At 70.7% G+C, this 18312-nt stretch carries 15 protein-coding genes and 1 pseudogene; 2 read left to right on the top strand and 14 right to left on the bottom strand.

Translation table 11 applies throughout. From position 1 onward, the window contains the following. Positions 1-8: 8 nt before the first annotated feature. The 7 genes and pseudogenes from L3Q65_RS03675 to L3Q65_RS03645 form a co-directional block, all read right to left on the bottom strand. Positions 9-572, bottom strand: a pseudogene (locus L3Q65_RS03675) (GrpB family protein); the annotation flags it as partial. A gap of 44 nt (positions 573-616) precedes the next feature. Beyond that, the gene (locus L3Q65_RS03670; protein ID WP_237601037.1) at positions 617-1447 is read right to left on the bottom strand and encodes a shikimate dehydrogenase; all 831 of its coding nucleotides are present in this window, start codon (positions 1445-1447) and stop codon (positions 617-619) included. A gap of 19 nt (positions 1448-1466) precedes the next feature. After that, a complete protein-coding gene (gene mltG, locus L3Q65_RS03665) occupies positions 1467-3866 on the bottom strand; it encodes an endolytic transglycosylase MltG (RefSeq protein ID WP_237598790.1) in 2400 nt (799 codons plus the stop codon). Further along, positions 3863-4363 (bottom strand): Holliday junction resolvase RuvX, encoded by a 501-nt coding sequence (gene ruvX / locus L3Q65_RS03660; RefSeq protein WP_182890465.1) that lies wholly within the window; start codon positions 4361-4363, stop codon positions 3863-3865. Before ruvX ends, mltG begins: the two co-directional genes overlap by 4 nt. Continuing rightward, complete coding sequence (alaS, locus tag L3Q65_RS03655) at positions 4353-7016, bottom strand: alanine--tRNA ligase (RefSeq protein ID WP_182890466.1); 2664 nt, start codon at positions 7014-7016, stop codon at positions 4353-4355. Before alaS ends, ruvX begins: the two co-directional genes overlap by 11 nt. 80 nt (positions 7017-7096) lie before the next feature. Beyond that, positions 7097-7399, bottom strand: coding sequence for a hypothetical protein (locus tag L3Q65_RS03650; protein WP_182890467.1), 303 nt, complete (start codon positions 7397-7399; stop codon positions 7097-7099). Next, positions 7396-7800, bottom strand: coding sequence for a DUF948 domain-containing protein (locus tag L3Q65_RS03645; RefSeq protein ID WP_067579318.1), 405 nt, complete (start codon positions 7798-7800; stop codon positions 7396-7398). The genes L3Q65_RS03650 and L3Q65_RS03645 overlap by 4 nt, the downstream gene beginning before the upstream one ends. 154 nt (positions 7801-7954) lie before the next feature. On the opposite strand from L3Q65_RS03645, the gene L3Q65_RS03640 reads away from it, so the two are divergent. After that, positions 7955-8860 carry a hypothetical protein gene (locus L3Q65_RS03640; protein WP_182890468.1) on the top strand — a complete coding sequence of 302 codons (906 nt, stop codon included), beginning with the start codon at positions 7955-7957 and terminating at the stop codon, positions 8858-8860. Here L3Q65_RS03640 and L3Q65_RS03635 read toward each other — a convergent pair. The 3 genes from L3Q65_RS03635 to L3Q65_RS03625 all read right to left on the bottom strand — a co-directional run bounded on the left by L3Q65_RS03635 (position 8850) and on the right by L3Q65_RS03625 (position 11826). Continuing rightward, complete coding sequence (locus L3Q65_RS03635) at positions 8850-9701, bottom strand: NAD(P)-dependent oxidoreductase (protein WP_182890469.1); 852 nt, start codon at positions 9699-9701, stop codon at positions 8850-8852. The genes L3Q65_RS03640 and L3Q65_RS03635 overlap by 11 nt on opposite strands. A 107-nt stretch (positions 9702-9808) precedes the next feature. After that, a complete protein-coding gene (locus L3Q65_RS03630) occupies positions 9809-10339 on the bottom strand; it encodes a cupin (RefSeq protein WP_237598789.1) in 531 nt (176 codons plus the stop codon). A gap of 104 nt (positions 10340-10443) precedes the next feature. Continuing rightward, positions 10444-11826: a replication-associated recombination protein A gene (locus L3Q65_RS03625; RefSeq protein WP_182890471.1), complete on the bottom strand. Its 1383-nt coding sequence runs from the start codon at positions 11824-11826 to the stop codon at positions 10444-10446. A gap of 78 nt (positions 11827-11904) precedes the next feature. Between L3Q65_RS03625 and L3Q65_RS03620 the strand changes: the two genes are divergently transcribed. Beyond that, a complete protein-coding gene (locus L3Q65_RS03620; protein WP_182890472.1) occupies positions 11905-12660 on the top strand; it encodes a metallophosphoesterase in 756 nt (251 codons plus the stop codon). Here the strand turns inward: L3Q65_RS03620 and L3Q65_RS03615 are convergent. The 4 genes from L3Q65_RS03615 to aspS all read right to left on the bottom strand — a co-directional run bounded on the left by L3Q65_RS03615 (position 12626) and on the right by aspS (position 17971). Beyond that, a complete protein-coding gene (locus L3Q65_RS03615; RefSeq protein WP_237598788.1) occupies positions 12626-13477 on the bottom strand; it encodes an SGNH/GDSL hydrolase family protein in 852 nt (283 codons plus the stop codon). The two genes, L3Q65_RS03620 and L3Q65_RS03615, sit on opposite strands and share 35 nt — an antisense overlap. Before the next feature lie 456 nt (positions 13478-13933). Further along, the gene (locus L3Q65_RS03610; protein WP_237598787.1) at positions 13934-15121 is read right to left on the bottom strand and encodes a phosphotransferase; all 1188 of its coding nucleotides are present in this window, start codon (positions 15119-15121) and stop codon (positions 13934-13936) included. A 69-nt stretch (positions 15122-15190) separates the two neighbouring features. Continuing rightward, on the bottom strand, positions 15191-16132 hold the full coding sequence (locus tag L3Q65_RS03605) for a DUF389 domain-containing protein (RefSeq protein ID WP_237598786.1): 942 nt from the start codon (positions 16130-16132) through the stop codon (positions 15191-15193). Between the two features lie 42 nt (positions 16133-16174). Beyond that, positions 16175-17971, bottom strand: coding sequence for an aspartate--tRNA ligase (aspS, locus tag L3Q65_RS03600; protein ID WP_182890476.1), 1797 nt, complete (start codon positions 17969-17971; stop codon positions 16175-16177). Positions 17972-18312: the final 341 nt, after the last annotated feature.

Below are 18312 nucleotides of genomic sequence, written 5' to 3'. Positions count from 1 at the left end.
GCGGGTCAGGCCTTGCGCGCCCGCTCGATGATCTCGTCGATCACATCGTTCTTCGCGTCGGCGTAGTTCTGCACGTATTCCCAGACCTGCGCGGCGAGTTCGCGTTTCTTCGCCAGGTACAGCGCCAGTTCCTCCGGATGGCTGCGCAGCCGGTCGCGGAACAGCCGGTACCGCTCGGTCTGGCCGTTGCCGGGCGAATGGACGTGCAGGTTGATGTTCGTGTCCGGCCCCTTGAACAGACGGTGTTTCTCCCAGTCCGGCTCGCGGATCACCAGCCGGTAGCCCGCCGCTTCGAGATCGGGGACATATGCCGCTTCGTCGTCCGAATCGGGCACTTCGAGCAGAATGTCGACGACCGGTTTGGCGGCGAGCCCCGGCACCGAGGTGGACCCGACGTGTTCGAGCAGCAGCACGCGATCCCCGAGCACGCCGCGAATCCGCGCCGCCTCGCGTTCGTAGAGCCGCGGCCATTCCGGGTCGTACTCGGCGAGGGTGATGGTGGTGCGGTGTTTCGGAGCCTCGCCGACCCACGCCGCTTGGATTTCTTCCTCGCCGAACTGTTGCCTGGTCACAGTGATTCCCCCTGTTGCTGGCTGAAAAGCAGCCCGCCAGGATATCAGGAAATCGGCAGCGGCAGGATGTTTCCGCTCGCCTCGCGCAGCGCCGCCCGCATTTCCTCGCGCGGCGCCGGTCGCCCGGTGAAGTGCTCCGCTTGCCCGAATGCCTGGTGCAGCAACATGTCGAGCCCGGTCGCGAGCCGTCCGCCGCGCCGCTCGACCGCCTCGGCCAGCGGCGTCGGCCACGGGTGGTAGATCACGTCGAGCACACTGCCGATGCGGGACAGCTCCGCGAGGTGCGGCACGACCGCGTCCGGCGGCACTGTGTTGACCAGCACCGCTGTGGCGTCCGACAGCTCCGCGAAGTCCGCTTCGGACCAGCGCAGCACGTCCACGTCCAGGCCCGCGCGCTTGGCCGCGTCCACGGTTTCCGAAGCTCGCGCCGGTTCTCGCACCACCAGACGCACCGTCGTGACGCCCAGCTCGGCCAACCCGACGACTGCGGCGGCAGCGGTGCCGCCCGCGCCGAGCACCACGGCCTGGTCGCCCGCGGAAGTCGAGTAACCGCCGGCGCACCGCAGGGCTCCGGTCACTCCCTCGACATCGGTGCAGTCGGCGAGCCAGCCGTCCGGACGGCGCACGAGCGTGTTCGCCGCGCCGACCGCGGCCGCGCGCGGGGCGACCTCGGCGGCGTAGTCGAGTGCGGCGCGTTTGCCGGGCATGGTGACCGAGAGCCCGACCCACTCCGGGCCGAGACCGTCGACGAAACCAGGCAGCTCGGCGGCGTCCGTTTCGACGCGGTCGTAAGTCCAGCCGTCCAGGCCCAGCGCCGCGAACGCCGCGCGGTGCAGCACCGGCGACAGCGAATGCGCCACCGGCTTGCCCAGCACCGCCGCGCGGCGCGGCCGGTCACTTGATGACGCCACGCTGCTCCGCCAGAGCCCTGTTCGCGTTGTGCTGGTCGTTCGTGACCGCGAAGCAGGAATGCCCGTCCATCTCGCATTTCACGAAGTACACCCAGTCGCCGGGAGTCGGGCTGACCGCTGCCTTGATCGCGTCCATGCTGGGCACCGCGATCGGCGTCGGCGGGAGACCGTAGTTGGCGTAGGTGTTGTACGGACCCGCTTTCGCCCGGTCCTCGGGTTTCGTGAGCAGCGTCGGGCGGTCCAGCACGTAGTTGACCGTGGAGTCCAGCTGCAACCGGATGCGCTGCGCGAGCCGGTTGTAGATCACCCGCGAGATCTTGCCGAAGTCCGGCTTGATCGCCTCGCGCTCGATGAGCGACGCGATGATCAGCGTCTGGTACGGCGACATGCCCGGCCCGGTGTTCTGCGCGGTGAGCCCGGCCGCCTGGATCGAATCGGCCGACTGCTTCACCAGGTCGGTGATCAGCTCGGTCGCGCTCCAGCCGGGTTTCACGTCGTAGACGCCGGGCGCGATCAGGCCTTCCAGGCGTTTGTCCTTGCTCAGCGCCTTGCCCGCGTCGGCCAGCGCCCATTCGGGCGCGCCGAGCGCCTTGAGGTCGGCGTCGGCGACGGTCTTGCGCAGCTGATCGACCGGAATGCAGGTGCTCTTGCCGCCCAAGGTCGCACACGACGCCTTCGACATCAGGCTGTACACGCCCGGCGTGACCTTGCCGTTGGGCTGGGTGATGTCGTCGAACTGCGTGTACGGCCGGATTTCCAGCCGTCCGACGCGCGCGGTCGGCGACGTGATGAGGTCGACCGCTTCTTCGCCGGACATGTGCTGGCGCATCAGGTAGTAGCCCTGCTGGATCTTGCTGAGCGCGGTGTTCTCCGCGCCCGCCTTCACGAACGCCCGGGAACTCGCGACCACGCCCGCGTCGGTGAGCTTCGCGCCGATCGCGGACGTCGTGTCGCCCTGTTCGACCTGCACGAGCGCGTCGCCTTCGCCGGAACCGTCGAAGTCCGCGTAGCCGAAGATCTTCTGGTACCCGAAATAGGCGCCGCCGCTGAGCAGGACGAGCACGAGCACCGCGGCGATCCAGCCGATCGCGCGCTTGCGCTTCTTCTTGCGCGGCTTCTTCGCGGGCGGCTCCTCGACCGGCGGCTCGGCCGCGTCTTCGGGGTAGCCGTCCTCGTCGTAGCCGTCGTACTCGTCGTCGTAGTCCTCGTACTCGCCGTAGTCGTCGTACTCGTCCTCGAAGAGGCCGTCGATCGGCTGCTCGTCCGGGTGCTCCGGTTCGTGCGCCGCGGCGGGCACGGCGGGGATCACTTCGGTGGGCTGCTCGACCGGCTGCCGTCGCGGCGGCTGGTTGCGCGGATCGCGCGGCATCGAAGCGTCCGCGAAACGCGGGTCGCGCGGCATGGAAGCGTCGGCGAACCGGGGATCCGGCGGCATCGACGCCTCGGCGAACCGGGGATCGCGCGGCATCGAAGCGTCGGCGAAGCGCGGGTCCGGCGGCATCGACGCGTCCGCGAACCGGGGATCGCGCGGCATCGAGGCCTCGGCGAACCGGGGATCCGGCGGCATGGAGCCGTCCGGCGGCGGAGCGGGAGCGCGCCGGGCCGGAGGAGGCGGCGGCATCTCCGGCGCCCGGCGACGGCCAGGTGCGGCGGCTTCCACCGGCACGTCGGCATCGTCCCGGCGACGGCGGCCGGACGGCGGCTCGACGTCGACGGGCGGCGGAACGTCCTCGCGCCGACGGCGACGGCCGGCTGGCGGCTCGGCAGGCGACGGCGCGTCCTCGAACCGGCGACGGCCTGCCGGAGGTTCAGCCTCGACCGGCGGCGGAACGTCCTCGCGCCGACGGCGTCGACCGGCTGGCGGCTCGGCCTCCGCGGACGGAATGTCGTTCCCGGCCACCGGTGCTTCGCCCGGAGTTATGCGGCGCGGCCGCGCTCGGGGAAGGTCGTCGGCCGCGTGCGGCGGCAAGTCCCAGTTCTCCGTCGACCGCTTCGGCCGGTCCTGCGGCGCGACCGGACGGCGGCGCCGGGCCGGCGGAGCCTCAGCGGCCGGGCGGCGCGGCGGTTCGGCCGGAGGCATCGCGTCCGGTGCGACGCGGCGGGTCGGTTCGCCGGCCGGGCGAGGGGTTCCCTCGGGCGCGCGTCGGCGGCCTTCCGCTGCCGGAAGCCGCTGAGGCACGTCACCTCGCGGACGTCGTCGTTCGCCAGGCGGCGTGCCTTCCGGCGCCGCGCGGCGGGGAGGGGGTTCGTCTTCGGGCTCGCGTCGCCTGCGCCGTCCGCCCGGGGCGCCGGAACCCGCCGCGGGGTCCGGCACGTCCGGGTTGTCGGGGTTGCGCAGCCGACGGCGGCCACCCGGGTCGCCGGGGCCGCGGGGGTCGGTCATGAGTCGCCTTTCCGGGCGCGGTGCGCGGCGGCGGCGTCGAGCCAGGCTTGCAGGATCTCGACTGCCGCTGCCTGGTCCACCACGGCGCGCTGCTTGCGTCCCTTGACCCCCCGCTGGGACAGCATTCGCGACGCGGTGACCGTCGTCAACCGCTCGTCTGCCAGCCGCACGGGCACGTCCCCCACGCGCCCGGCGAGCTTCTCCGCATACGCGAGCGCGATGTCCGCGGCCGCGCCCTGCCGGTTCGCCAGCGTCCTCGGCAAGCCCACGATCACCTCGACCACCTCGTGTTCGGTGACGAGATCGGCAAGCCGGTCCAGATCGCTGTCGTCCTTCGCATCACGGGAGAGGGTAACGAGCGGGCTCGCGAGCACGGGGGCGGGATCGCTCAGCGCGACCCCCACCCGGACAGACCCGACATCGACCGCGAGCCGCCTGCCCCGTCCCGGATCGGACTCGCCGGGCCGATCCGGGCCTCTCCTGCGGTTAGCGGCCAAGGTCCGCGACCGCCGCGCGCAGCGCCGTCACGGCCTGCTCCGCGCCCGCCGGGTTGCTGCCGCCGCCTTGGGCCATGTCCGGCTTGCCGCCGCCGCGTCCGCCGATCGCCCCGGCGAACGACGGCACGAGCTTGCCCGCCGCGATTCCCTTGTCGCGCGCCGCCGAGGTCGTGGCGACCACGAAGGCCACCTTCTCCCCCGAGGGCGCGAACAGCGCGACCACACCGGCGCGGTCGCCCAGGCGGCCGCGGATGTCGGACGCGAGCGCGCGCAGGCCGTTGCCGTCGACGTCCGGCACGACCTCGGCGACCACCGAGACGCCGGAGACGTCCTGCGCCTTGTCCAGCAGCGCGCCCGCCGAGCCGAGCACCTGCTGCGTGCGCAGCTGCTCGATCTCCTTCTCCGCGTTCTTCAGCCGGGACAGGACGTCCTCGATCCGGCCGGGCAGTTCCTCGGACGGCACCTTGAACGTGTTCGCCAGCTGCGACACGAGCAGCTGCTCCTTGCGGACGTGCTTCAGCGCGTCCGGTCCGACCAGCGCCTCGACGCGGTGCACGCCGGAACCGACCGACGCGTCCGACACCAGCTTGACCAGGCCCAGCTGGCCGATCCGGCCGACGTGCGTGCCGCCGCACAGCTCGCGCGAGTACTCGCCCATGTCGACGACGCGGACGTCGTTGCCGTACTTCTCGCCGAACAGCGCGACCGCGCCCAGCTCGAGCGCCTTGTCCTTGGTTGTGGTGTAGCTCTGCACCTCGACGTCGGTCTGCAGGTAGTCGTTCACTTCCTGCTCGACCTCGGTGAGGATGTCGGCCGACACCGCACCCGGCGTGGTGAAGTCGAACCGCATCCGGCCCGGCGCGTTGAGCGAACCGGCCTGCGCCGCGCGCTTGCCGTACGCGCCGCGGACGGCCGCGTGCACGAGGTGCGTCGCCGAGTGCGAGCGCTCGATCGAGAGCCTGCGGTTCGCGTCCACCGATCCGGTGAGCCGGGTGTCGATCCCGACCTCGCCCTGGGTGACCTCGACGCGGTGCACGAACAGGCCCGGCACGATCTTCTGCACGTCGAGCACCTTCAGCTCGACGCCGTCGCCGACCAGGACGCCGGTGTCGGCGATCTGCCCGCCGCTCTCGGCGTAGAACGGAGTGCGGTCGAGCACCAGCTCGGCCTTGCGGCCCGCGGCGACGCTGCGCACCGGCAGGCCGTCCTCGAGCAGGCCGACGACCTTCGCGTCCGCCTGCAGTTCGGTGTAGCCGAGGAACTCGGTTTCGCCGTGCTGCTCCAGCACCTTGCGGTACTCGGACAGGTCGCCGTGGCCGCTCTTGCGCGACGCCGCGTCCGCCTTCGCGCGCTTGCGCTGCTCCTCCATGAGCGTGCGGAACCCGGCCTCGTCGACGGTCAGGCCCTGTTCGGCCGCCATCTCCAGCGTCAGGTCGATCGGGAAGCCGTAGGTGTCGTGCAGCTGGAAGGCCTTGTCGCCGGCGAGCACGTCGCCGCCGCCCTTCTTCGTCTCGGCCGCGGCCAGGTCGAAGATGCGCGAACCGCTGGTGAGGGTGGCGAGGAACGCCTCCTCCTCGACGCGCACGACCTCGGAGATCCGGTCGAAGCCGCTGACCAGCTCGGGGTAGGTCGGGCCCATGGTCTGGCTGACGACCTTCGCGAACTCCTGCAGCACCGGCTCCTGCACGCCCAGCAGACGCGTGGAGCGCACGATGCGGCGCAGCAGGCGGCGCAGCACGTAGCCGCGGCCGTCGTTGCCGGGGGTGACGCCGTCGCCGATCAGCAGCACGCCGGTGCGCGCGTGGTCGGCGATGACGCGGAAGCGAACGTCGTCGGCGTGGTTGGCGCCGTAGCGGCGGCCGGAGAACTCCTCGGCGCGGCCGATCACCGGGCGCACCAGGTCGGTCTCGTACACGTTCTCGACGCCCTGCAAGATCGTCGCGACGCGCTCGACGCCCATGCCGGTGTCGATGTTCTTCTTCGGCAGCTCGCCGATCGGCGGGTGGCCCAGCTTCGGGCTCAGGTCGCCGCGGACGTCCTGCATGAAGACGAGGTTCCAGATCTCGATGTAGCGGTCTTCGTCGGCGACCGGGCCGCCCTCGCGGCCGTACGCGGGGCCCCGGTCGTAGTAGATCTCCGAGCACGGGCCGCCGGGACCGGGCACGCCCATGTCCCAGTAGTTGTCCTTGCCGTCGCGGACCTGGATCCGCTCGCTGGGCAGGCCGGTGAGCTTGCGCCACAGCCCGGCCGCCTCGCTGTCCTTCTCGTAGACCGTCGCCCAGATCCGGTCCGGGTCGAGGCCGAAGCCGCCGTCGTCCTGGGACTTGGTGATCAGCTCCCAGGCGTTCTCGATCGCGCCTTCCTTGAAGTAGTCGCCGAACGAGAAGTTGCCCGCCATCTGGAAGAACGTGTTGTGCCGGGTGGTCTTGCCGACCTCGTCGATGTCCGGCGTGCGCACGCACTTCTGCACCGAGGTCGCGCGCGGGTAGGGCGGCGGGGCCTCGCCGAGGAAGTACGGCTTGAACTGGACCATGCCCGCGTTGACGAACAGCAGGTTCGGGTCGTCGAGGATCAGCGGGGCGCTCGGCACGCGCGTGTGGCCCCGGCTCTCGAAATGGCGCAGGAAACGGTCGGTGATCTCGTGTGTGTCCACGGGTACGTCCTTGTGCTGAAGACCCGGCTTCGGCCGGGGAAAGGAAACGGGGGTCGGAGGCGGCGGAAGGCGCGCGGAGATCAGCCCTCCGCCCGGCGAGCTCGCCGGGCGGGGCGACGTGCGGCGTGCCTGCCCGCGCCCGAAGGCGGCGCGAGCACGGCGGTCCGCTCCTCGACCATGTCGTGCAGCTCCTGTTCCCGTTCGTTCATCCCGGCGCGCACCTCGGCGCCGAACGAACCGACGGCGCCCGCGAGTTCCCGCACGGCGTCGCCCAAGTTCGATGCTAACCCGGCGGGCGTGGCCTGACGAGCGGTTTCGCTCGCCTTGCGGCTCAGCGCGACTCCGGCGACGACCCCGACCCCGAGCCAGAACAGCCGCTTCACTTCTTCCCCCGGCGGGCCGGGCGCTGCGCCTTGGCGGCCTTCGCTTCCTGCTTCTTGCGGCGCGCGCGGATGGCTTTGCTGATCCCGTACGACAGCGCGGCCGTCTTCACCAGCGGACCGCCGAGCGTCGCGGTGAACACCGACGAGAGCGCGGACACGTTGCCGCTCACCGCCTGCGCGTTCGAGGTGATCCCGTCGACCCGCTCGAGCTGCGTGTTGACGTGCGTGATCGTCTCGTTGGCCCCGATCAGGATCGGGTCGCTGTTCTCGTGCGCCTTGCGGATCGCGATCGTCGCCTCGTCCAGCGTGCGGCCGAGCTTGAGCAGCGGGATCGCCAGCAGCAAGACCAGCAGTACGAAAGCTCCTGCGGCGATCAGCGCGGCGATCTGCCCTGCCGACACGGGCCCTCCTCGGGTGGTGCGGGGTCTTAGGTGGTGTGAGGTTACCGCCTGCGGCGCTTCTCGGCGGGGACCCCCCGCCGCAGTGGTCACCCAGCGCAGTCGCCGTCACGGAAAACAGTTCGCGCAGACGCGCTCCGGCTGGTCTGCTCGCCTCATGGACTCCTCGAACGGACGCGGCCCGCTCCCCCGCGTGCTGGCCGGGCCGGGCGGTCCCGCCGCCGACGTGCTCGCCGGCCTTCCCGGCGCGGACCTGACCACACTGCAACTGGAAGTAGCCCGCCGCCGAGCCGCGAAACTGCGCGGACCGGACGTCCTGCGCCGCTACCGCGAGGACCGCTTCACCACGCCCGCGCCCTTGCCGTTCGAGGTTCTGCGGCGGGTCGAAGATTCCCTGCTTTCCGCCGCGCCACCGGAATTCGAACGAGTGACGCTCTCCCCGGTCGTCCCGCTCGGCGCGCATTCCGCAGTGGCCGGACTGGCCCAGCACCGGGTCGTCCCCACTGGGCGCGGCACGGAAGTCGCCGCGGACCCGACGAACGGCCTCGCGCTGGAAGCCGCAGTCCGCCGCACCGGTGCCGCGCCGGTGCGCCTCGCCACCGTGCAACGCATCGTCCGAGCCCAGCTTCCGGCCCCCGGGTTCTTCGCCCACTTCTCGCTGTTCGCCGCCGTTACCGCCGGTCGCGACCGAGGCAGCCGGTCCTTCGAACGCGAACACCTGATTGAGCACGCGCGACTGCTCACCACCGCCGTGCGTGCGGCCGGCGCCCGCGCCGCAGGCTTCCAAGTGACCACTTTGGACACTCGCTTCGCCGATTTCGCCGCCTCAGTGCAGGAATCGTTGCCCGGCGTAACCGTCTCCGAGGCCCCGGACCGCGCAGCAGGCCGCGATTACTACTCCGGCCTTTGCTTCACCGTCACCGCGGACTTCGGCACCGGACTAGCCCCCGTCGGCGACGGGGGATTCACCCCATGGACCGCGCGGCTGCTCGGCAACGCGAAGGAACGCCTGCTCGTCTCCGGCATCGGCGTCGACCGCGTCGCGTCACTGCTCAACGCTTGACGATCCCCTCGTACACCGCCGCCATGTCGTCCTCGCCATGCCCCGCCTCGACCGCGGTTTCCAGATGCGCCAACGCAGCCGCCGCCCCACCGACGTCGATCGCGTCCCCCGCGGCCTCGACGACAAGCCGCGCGTCCTTCGCCGCGAGCGACGCCGGGAAACTGGTCGGGTACTCGCCGGAGAGCATCATGGGTCCTTTCGCTCGCGCGTAAGGCACGTCGAACCCGGTGCCGCTCATCACGTCGAAGAACAACTGCGGATCCACCCCGAGCACTTTCGCGAGGGCGAGGCTTTCCCCGGCGCCGTTGGTGAGCGCGAGAATCCAGGCGTTCATCACGAGCTTGAGCCGTGTCGCCGTCCCAGGTTCGGTGCCGAGCCAGCGAGTCCGGGAACCAATCGCGTCGAACACTTCCGCCGCCCCGTCGTGCACGTTGTCCGGCCCGGCCGCGAGCACCTGAAGCTGCCCCTGTTCGGCAGGACCCTTCGTCCCCATCACCGGACAATCAACGAACGGCACTCCCGCCGCGACGGACGCCTCCGCAAGCCGATCAGCCCACTCGATCCCGACGGTGCTGGTCTGCAGCCAAATAGTCCCCGGTTCGAGCGAAAGCCCCCGAAACACCTCAGCAACCGCCGGCCCGTCCGAGAGCATGGTGACCAGGAAGTCGGCCCCCTTCACCGCTTCACCAGGCGACTCGACGACGGTGACGCCCTCCGCGGCAAGCGGCTCAGCTTTGGCCCGAGTCCGGTTCCAAGCTCGCACGGTCACCCCAGCGCGAGCAAGATTGGCGGCCATCGGACGTCCCATGATCCCGGTACCGAGAAACGCGACTGTGGTCATCCGGCCATCGTGCCGCCAGACACGCAGATCGGCAGGATCAGCGGCGCGACAGCCCGGAACATGCCGCGATCAACACTGCGCAGTCCGGGAGGGGAACCCTGAACCCATCACCCACGCAACGCAGGCGACCCACCGGCCCGCTCCGCAACCAGTTCCCGAATCCCAGGGAACTCCCCCGGCGACACAACTCGCCCCGCCCCGCCAGAAGTCCCAGCACCAGCACGCCGAACCCGAACAGTCACATAGCCTGCCCGCCCGTCGTGCCAATGCCGAACCCCAGCCGGAACCGTCAGCACATCCCCCGGCTCGCACAACACCGCATGCACCTCCCGCCCGGCGTGCAAGTACCACACCGCGGCCCCGCGCACGAAAAACCGGTCCTCGACCTGGCCCAAACTGCGCTCCACCAGCGAAGGCTCCCCGGCGACCACATCCGCCGAGCAATCCCCGCCGCCCAGAGCCTCGATCAACCCCCGGTACCGGTCCAGCAAACCCTCATCGGAGCCGCTCTCGGCCACGGGCCACCGGGCAAACCCAGCCCCCACCCGTCCCAGCTCGGCGACGATCGCCCCCGTGTCCTCAGTCCGCAGCAGCACATGCCCGGGCTGATCATCAGGCCAGACGGTCAACAACGTCATCGCCGCCCCCTCTCCTTGCAGAGGAGCAACCGACGACACCGCCGGATGTTCCCGGCCCACCCCGAAGAGTGGCGACCTTCACTAGCCCCCGCTGACCGGCACACTCACCCCTGTCGCTCCCCTCGAATCGTCCGCCGCAACCGAGGCACCCGCTCGGCCAGCGTCCGCTCCCCGCCACGCTGCGTAGGCTCGTAGTAGTCCCGCCCCACCAGCTCATCCGGCGGATACTGCTGAGCCAGCACGCCCTCCGGCACGTTGTGCGGATACCGATATCCCTGGGCATTGCCCAGCTGCTTCGCCCCCGCGTAGTGCCCGTCACGCAGATGCGGCGGCACGGTCCCGATCGCCCCGGACCGAACGTCGCTCAACGCCGTATCGATCGCCGTGACCACAGCGTTCGACTTAGGCGCGGTAGCCAGATGGATCGTCGCCTGCGCCAACGCGAGCCGCCCCTCCGGCATCCCGATGAACTGCACCGCGTGCGCCGCCGCGACCGCCGCCTGCAACGCCGTCGGATCCGCCAGCCCGACGTCCTCGCTCGCGTGCACCACCAACCGCCGCGCGAGGAACCGCGGATCCTCCCCCGCCTCGATCATCCGAGCCAGATAGTGCAACGCCGCGTCGACATCCGACCCGCGGATCGACTTGATGAACGCGCTGATCACGTCGTAGTGCTGATCGCCGTCACGGTCATAGCGCACCGCCGCCTTGTCCACAGTGGACTCGACAACGGCGAGATCGATCGTCTTGTTCTCCGTGGCGGACGCGGCATCCGCGGCCGCCTCCAATGCCGTGAGCGCCCGACGCGCATCACCGCCGGCAAGCCGCACGAGGTGTGCCCGCGCGTCGTCAGTCAGCGTGAGCTCGCCGCCAAGCCCGCGCTCGTCGGCGAGCGCGCGCTCCAGCACCGCGACGATGTCGTCGTCGGTGAGCGGCCGCAGCTGCAGCACCAAGGACCGCGACAACAGCGGCGACACGACCGAGAACGACGGGTTCTCCGTGGTCGCCGCCACCAGCAGCACCGTGCGGTCCTCGACCGCGCCGAGCAGCGCGTCCTGCTGGGTCTTGGAGAACCGGTGCACCTCGTCGATGAACAGGACCGTGTTCTCGGTGTTGTACTGCCTGCGCCGCCGCGCCTCCTCGATGACGCCGCGCACCTCCTTGACGCCCGCCGACAGCGCGGACATCGCGACGAACCGGCGTCCGGTGGCGATCGACACCAGGTTCGCCAGCGTGGTCTTGCCGGTGCCGGGCGGGCCGTAGAGCAGCACGGACGCCGGGGCGGCCCCCTCGACCAGCCGGCGCAGCGGAGCCCCTTCGCGCAGCAGGTGCTGCTGCCCGACCACCTCGTCGAGCGTGCGCGGCCGCATCCGGACCGCGAGCGGCGACGTCGCCGGGTCGGCCTGCGGTTCGGCCTGGTTCGCTCCGGAGGGTTCCGGCGGCGGCCCCACGTCGGGGTTCACCGTGAAGAGTTCGTCCTGTGCCACGCCGACGACGGTATCCGACCACCCCGACAATCCCGCTCGCCCGGCCCCGCAGCGCCGCCGGAGGGGCAGACTGGGGCGATGGTCTCCTCGGTCGCGGTGTTGTCCGATATCCACGGCGTGCTGCCCGCGCTCGACGCGGTCCTCGCCGAACCCGACGTCCACGCCGCCGACCTGGTGGTCCTGTGCGGCGACCTCGCGGCCGGACCGCTGCCCCGGCAGACGCTCGACCGGCTGGTCTCGCTCGGCGACCGCGCGGTGTGGGTGCGCGGCAACGCCGATCGCGAACTGGTCACGCTCGCGGGCGGCGGCCCCGCCAAGATCCCCGATCCGATCGGCCCGTGGGCGGCGACGCAGCTGCGGCCGGATCAGGTCGCGCTGCTCGCCGGCTTGCCGCTGACGGTCACGCTCGAAATCGACGGGCTAGGCGAAGTGCTGTTCTGCCACGCCACTCCGCGCGACGACGAAGAAGTCGCGCTCGTGGACAGCCCATTGTCGCGCTGGGCGGAGGTCTTGGACGGCGTCACGGCGGAGACGGTGGTGTGCGGGCATACCCACATGCCGTTCCTGCGACTGGCCGACCGGTGCCGGATCGTGAACCCGGGCAGCGTCGGAATGCCTTATGGCACAACGGGAGCACATTGGGCGCGGCTCGGTCCCGGCGTCGAACTGCGGCGCACTGCTTACGACGCGGAGACCGTGTGCCGGGAGTTGGCGGAGACGTCGGAATATCCCGGAATTCAGGACTGGAACGACTATTTCGTACGGAATCCGGCGTCGGACGCGGAGGCGTTGCGGGTTTTCAGCCCACGCGCTCGCGGAACGAGCGCCACATGATGACCGCGGCGTAGGGCAGGAACTCGCGGCCACGCCGCCAAAGCCACGGCACGCCCTTGGCGACGAGCCAGCCGAAGTGCGCGGCAGCGCTTGGTTCGACGCCGCCGGAGCAGGTGAGGCTCACTGGCTGCGGCACCTCGAAACCGGCTGCTGCGGCCAGGTTCGCGAACCCTTCGGCGAGCATGCGGTGGCCCAGTTCGGAAGGGTGCAGGCGGTCGACGCTCCAGACGGTGAGGTCGTAGGCGCCGGGGAGGGTGTCCAGGTTCAGGCAGGCGATGCCTTCTGTTTCCACCACTCGGTCGATCGCCTCGTTCAGTTCCGTGACGCGGGCGCTGAGGGCTCGCTTCAGGGACGGCGGGAGGCGAAAGACCTTGCTGTGGTCGTGGAAACGCACCGGGAAGACGATGGTGCCGATCGCGGTGAGTTCTCGGACGATCGCGGTGAGGTCCGCGGCGATGGCGTCCGCGTCGAAGTCGGGCCGGAGGGTGTCGTTCATGCCGACTACGACCAGCGCGATGTCTGGGCGGTGCGCGATCGTTTGCGGCAGTTGGCCGGTGCGGACGCAGGACATGCGGGCACCGGTGAAGGACGGGTTCAGGTAGCCGTCTTCGGCGATGCCCAGTGCTTCCGCGACCAACGGGCCCACGCCACGCCAGCCGCCGCGGTTGGGGAGGGGGTCGCCTAGGCCTACTGCCGTCGAGTCGCCTAGGACTGCCAGGCGGGTTGCTCGCCGGGGCTGGGTTTGCGGTCGGGGGGCGGGGGCCGGCTGTGCGGGTGGGGTGACTCCGACGCTGATCACGGTCACGACCAAGACCATCCGGTATTGAGGCTCACCGCTGGTGATGGGGAGGTAACGCGGTATGGACGGAGGTGGGAACTTCCGGTACTGGGGGTCTGGTTTGGGGTGGTTCGGCTCGTCGCCTGGCGGCGACATCGGCCGTCTTGGGTTCCGTGGGGCGCCCCGAAGGGGCTGGGTGCCTCGCTCGTTGGGTGCAGCGGCTGCGGTGTCGTAGGTGGTGGGGGCTAGCGCCCCAATGTGGCATTGGGTGCGTCAGACGCACCCAATGTGGCGTTCGGTGCGTGGGATGCACCCAACGCCACATTGGGGCGCATCCGGCAGGCGGGCGCGGCGGTCTGTGAAGGGCTCCTTGAGGGAATCCACGTCCGTGAAGGAGCCCTTCACGGACCAGCGGCAGGTCGTAAGGGGAACCCTGAGCGAAGCAGAGTCAATGAGGGTGGCCCTCACGGACAGCGGCGGCGGGTGTGCTGCGGGTCAGCGGAAGGCTGGGTAGAAGGCCAGGTCGGCGTGCGGGCCCAGGCGGGCGGCCAGGGCGGCGGCGACTCTGGTGGAGTGTTCGGCGACCTCGGTCAGGCGCGAGTAACCGGCGTGCCGGGCCAGTTCGCGCCACCACGTGACCAGGGCGGCCTCGCGGCTGACGGGGGTGGCGTGCCTGCTCAGGTTCAGGTGCGGGAGCAGTTCGCGGGTGATTTGCCAGACTTGCAGCATTTCGCTGATCGTGAGTTGCCTCGCCAGCTCGACGTCGTCGGCGAAGGAAGGCCATACGTCGACGATTTCGGCTCGCCAGGCGGCGATCATCGCCTCGCTCATGCCTGCGGGGAGCGCCATCGCGCGCGGGTCCGACACGAACGGCAGCCGCAGGCAGGAGGCGTCGACCAGGGCTGTCCGGACCCGGCCGCGTTCGAAGTCCAGGAAGCGCACTCCGGAGCCGGTGACCAGGTTGTTTTCCGGGGCCAGTTCTACGGGGCTGAACGCGCGGAAGGCGGCCGACCGGGCTTGGGCGACGGCTTCGGCGATGCGTTCGCGCACTGCCTCGGGGACGGGCACGTCCAGCAGCTCGGAGAGAAGTTCTTCGACGTCGTCGGCCAGGCCGGCCAAGCCGTCGTTGTCGGTGCGCACTGGGCCGCCAAGACGGCGCAGCAGGGCGTTGAAATCGGCTTCGCGGCTGGCGGTGCTCGCGTGCAGGCGGCCCAGCGAGCGCGCCCAGGACAGGAGTGCGCGCTCCGCTGCCCGGGAGTCGCGGGCGGCCAATTTGTCCTGCAGCGTCGGTGCGCGGCCCAAATCCTCGATCACCAGCACGCGGTCGCCGCCGTCGTGGGCCAGGAGTTCCGGGCACATTCGCTCGTCCGGGGCCAGTGCGGTGAACAGCTGGTAGCTCACGGCTTCCTGGGCGAACGGATCGACCCGGCCGGGTTCCGGCGGGTCCGGATAGTGCTTGACCACCAGGGTGCGCGGCAGTGCGAAGGAGGAAGACACGACCCGTGCCCGGACGACGGTCGCCGGGCCGCTTCCGGAGAGGTGTTCGGGCGAGACCAGCGTGATCGCGCTCCCGAACCGGCGCGTGAGCACCGCCTCGCCCGCCGCGACGGCCGCGGCGACTGCGAGTTCCCCGGCTTCCGCCCGGACTCCAGCGTCGCCGGCGGAGGAGGTGTCGACTGTCATTGTCACCGACCCTACTCGTGACTGAGCAACCATGACCACAACGTTCCGGGCGCCGGGACACGCCCGGAATCACCCACGGGAAAGCGGACGCAGCAACGCGGTGGAACGTTGCTTGCGTCGGCGAACTATCAGCACAATGGCCGCAGCAAGAACGATTCCGAAGAGGTTGACCAGCAGCTGCAGCACCGAAAAACCGGCCCGGTCCCAGCGTCCGGCGACGGCCGCGACCATCGCGTAACCGGCCGCGGGCACCGTCGTCACCGAAATGAACACGCCGACGAGCGCGGCCGATTTCGCCGACGTCATCGCGAGCATTCCGGCCGCCCCGGCGAGCAATGCCACCACGAACGACGCGGGTCCGACCTGGTACACGAAATCGACCTGATGGTTATTGACTATCGCGTGCGGATCGAACAGATCGGCCGAACTGCCGAGCAGCACGCCGAGCAGCGTGATCGCCATCGAGACCGGGAACCCGACGGCCAGCGCGACCCCGGCCCGGCGCACCAGGTCCCAGCGGCGCAGCACCATGCCGACCGCGATCGCGGCGAGCGGGCCGAACTCCGGACCGACCACCATCGCGCCGACGATCGTCACCGACGAGTCGGTCAGCACGCCGACCGCGGCGAGCAGGCACGCGATGGCGAGGAATGCCTGGAACGTCGCGTTCCACCGCGATTCCTCGCCGGTGCGGCCGAGCAGCTCCTGCCACACGACCGCGTCCGCGCCTTCGCCGGGAGCGGCTTCCTCGGCCGCGTCGGCGGCATCGGAAAGCGCTGTGTCCAGCGATTCCATGGTGATGCCGCCGCTGCGGTCGAGACCGAGCGTGCACAACGCGTCGACGATGTCGTCGGCCGCCTCCCGCGCGATGTCCGCCTCGATGAGGTCGCCCTCAGGCGAGACGGACGCCCCGCGGTGCACGATCAGGTGCGCCGCGCCCGGATGGGTGCGCAGCAGCTCCAGCGTCTCGCCAGTGCGCTCCGGCGGGCAGATAGCCCTGAGGTGCAGCACTAGACCGCCCCGCCCCTCCAGCCGTTCTCGACGGACACGCCGCTACTTCTCCGGTGCGGCGGCCGGTTTGCTCTGCGGGACCGCCGGTTTCGCGTCGATGCCGGCTTCCTTGCGCTGCTGCGCGGTGATCGGCGCGGGCGCGGCGGTGAGCGGGTCGTAGCCGCCGCCGGTCTTCGGGAACGCGATCACGTCGCGCAGCGAATCGGCCTTGGCCAGCAGCATCACGATGCGGTCCCAGCCGAACGCGATCCCGCCGTGCGGGGGCGCGCCGAACTGGAACGCCTCGAGCAGGAAGCCGAACTTCTCCTGCGCTTCCTCCTCGCCGAGGCCCATCAGCGCGAACACGCGCTTCTGGACGTCCTCGCGGTGGATACGGATCGAGCCGCCGCCGATCTCGTTGCCGTTGCAGACGAGGTCGTAGGCGTAGGCGAGCGCGTTGCCCGGGTCCTGCTCGAACTTGTCGATCCACTCCGGGGTCGGCGAGGTGAACGCGTGGTGCACGGCGGTCCACTTGCCGGAGCCGACCGCGACGTCGTCGCCGATGTCCTCGACCGGCGCGAACAGCGGCGCGTCCACGACCCACACGAACGACCAGGCGTCCTCGTCGATCAGGCCGAGCTTGCGGCCGATCTCGTCGCGCGCGGCGCCGAGCAGCGGCTGAGCGGCGGAAACCTTGCCCGCGGCGAAGAAAATGCAGTCGCCGGGCTTCGCGCCCGCGGCTTCCGCGACGTTCGCGCGCTCGGTCTCGGACAGGTTCTTGGCGACCGGGCCGCCGAGCGTGCCGTCCTCGTTGACCAGGACGTACGCCAGGCCCTTCGCGCCGCGCTGCTTCGCCCACTCCTGCCAGGCGTCGAGCTGACGACGCGGCTGCGAGGCGCCGCCCGCCATGACGACCGAGCCGACGTACGGGGCCTGGAACACGCGGAACGGCGTGTCCGAGAAGAAGTCGGTGAGCTCGGTGATCTCGAGGTCGAAGCGCAGGTCCGGCTTGTCGGAGCCGTACTTCGCCATCGACTCGCGGTAGGTGATCCGCGGGATCGGGGTGGCGATCTCGTGGCCGATCAGCTTCCACAGCGCCTTGACGATCGCTTCGCCGACCGCGATGACGTCGTCCTGCTCGACGAAGCTCATCTCGATGTCGAGCTGCGTGAACTCGGGCTGGCGGTCCGCGCGGAAGTCCTCGTCGCGGTAGCAGCGGGCGATCTGGAAGTAGCGTTCCATGCCGCCGACCATCAGCAGCTGCTTGAACAGCTGCGGCGACTGCGGGAGCGCGTACCAGGAGCCGGGCTTGAGCCGCGCGGGCACCAGGAAGTCGCGGGCGCCTTCCGGGGTGGAGCGGGTCATCGTCGGCGTCTCGATCTCGACGAAGTCCTGCGCGTGCAGCACCTCGCGCGCCGTGCGGCTGACCTCGCTGCGCAGCCGGATCGCGGCCGCCGGACCGCTGCGGCGCAGGTCGAGGTAGCGGTACTTGAGCCGGACCTCCTCGCCCACGTCGACCCGGTCGTCGATCGGGAAGGGCAGCGGAGCGGCCTCGGACAGCACTTCCAGCTCGGTGGCCAGCACCTCGATCTCGCCGGTGGCGATGTCCGGGTTCGCGTTGCCCTCGGGCCGCTTCGACACCTCGCCGACGACCTTCACGCAGAACTCCGACCGCAGCGCGTGCGCGCGCTCGGCCATCTCGCCCTCGCGGAACACGACCTGCGCGACGCCGCTGGCGTCCCGGAGATCGATGAAGATGACTCCGCCGTGATCGCGCCGCCGCGCCACCCAGCCGGTGAGGGTGACGGTCTGACCGGCCTGCCCGGCACGCAGAGTGCCGGCTTGATGAGTGCGGAGCACTGCGACTGCTCTCCCTAGGTCCACGAGATTTCGGGTGCGGCGGGTGTGCGGGGTTGAGCCGAACACGCATTTCGCCGGATACAGAGGCTAACGAACTCGGTGTCCGGGGGTGCGGGCAGGTTTGGGTCGGGCCGGTGGGGCGGATGACGGGGGCGCGGTTCGGGGCGGTCGGGCCGGCGGGTGAGCTGGGTCGGCGAGTGGAGTTGGAGTGGTGCGGGTCTGGCTAGCGGGGCCCGGGCGAGGGTGCGATCCCGTGGGGTCAATGCCCGCTTGGCGGGGACGGCACCGGTTCGGTGGGGCGGTCAGCGCTCCGGGCATGCGCCGGGCCAGAGGAAAGACTC

It is taken from the genome of Amycolatopsis sp. FU40, from assembly GCF_021903635.1.
In the GTDB taxonomy this organism is placed as follows: domain Bacteria; phylum Actinomycetota; class Actinomycetes; order Mycobacteriales; family Pseudonocardiaceae; genus Amycolatopsis; species Amycolatopsis dendrobii.
The sequence above is the reverse complement of the archived record's forward strand: the minus strand, read 5'-3'. Positions and strand labels throughout refer to the sequence as shown.